Consider the following 838-nt stretch of genomic DNA (forward strand, 5'->3'; position numbering starts at 1 on the left):
CTTGGGCACGGTGTCGATCCTTCCAGCGAGGAGGACGTCCTCACAGGTCAGGAGTCAACCGAAGTCTGGGCAGTCCCCGGCGTTCTCCGCACGCAGCCGCTTGAGCTCGGCGATGTCACCGCGGGACAGACCCTCGATGTCCTCGCGGGCCTCGCGGGCGCGGGCCACCCAGTTGCCCAGGGTTCCCTCGTTGACCCCCAGATCGCGGGCGACCTGGGCGATCGGCTTGCCCGTCTCCTCCACGATCCGGACCGCCCCGTCACGGAACTCCCGGTCATATCGCTTCCGTACCTCTGGCACCGCTACCCCTTATAGCTGATGCCTCCCCAATCATGAGGGAACCGCATCGCCGCAGTTCAGACCCTCATGATCGCCAACGCGTGATCAGGTTGGCAAAGGCTCACTGCCTCACCAAGCAGATGCTCTACGACGAGAACGTCCACGTCGCCAATCGGAACAGAGCCCTCGGGAGGGCCAGCTGAACCGAGGATTGACAGAGGGTGTCTCATGGTCGCTCCTCGCACCGCCCGAAAGTGGGCTGACCGCTACCGCGCTGAGGGCCTCACCGGGATGGTCAACCGCAGCTCCCGACCACGGTTGATGCCGGCCAAGATCCCACGCTCTGAATGCTTACATTTGAAGATCGTCCTGTTCAGAATTCTCCTAGTGAGCCTCTACGTCGAGCCACTCGCATCCCGGTCCGCATTATCCAGAGACCCACAAGTAGCGCAGGGATAGCCCAGGCAGCAAGTCCGGTGAGCGCGGGAAATAGATCTGCAGGTGAGGCGGCCCTGGTCAAGGCAAGACGAACTCCGTCGAGTGCAATCGTCGTGGGCAG

Annotated in this window: 1 protein-coding gene and 1 pseudogene; one reads left to right on the forward strand and one right to left on the reverse strand. The window is 63.0% G+C overall.

Annotated features, from left to right (window positions below; translation table 11 throughout):
• Positions 1-54: 54 nt before the first annotated feature.
• A complete protein-coding gene (locus FVA95_RS29030; RefSeq protein WP_149666921.1) occupies positions 55-300 on the reverse strand; it encodes a transposase in 246 nt (81 codons plus the stop codon).
• A 207-nt stretch (positions 301-507) separates the two neighbouring features.
• On the opposite strand from FVA95_RS29030, the pseudogene FVA95_RS29035 reads away from it, so the two are divergent.
• A pseudogene (locus FVA95_RS29035) lies at positions 508-612 on the forward strand (leucine zipper domain-containing protein); the annotation flags it as partial.
• Positions 613-838 lie beyond the last annotated feature (226 nt).

The organism is Pseudonocardia sp. EV170527-09 (assembly GCF_008369905.1).
In the GTDB taxonomy this organism is placed as follows: domain Bacteria; phylum Actinomycetota; class Actinomycetes; order Mycobacteriales; family Pseudonocardiaceae; genus Pseudonocardia.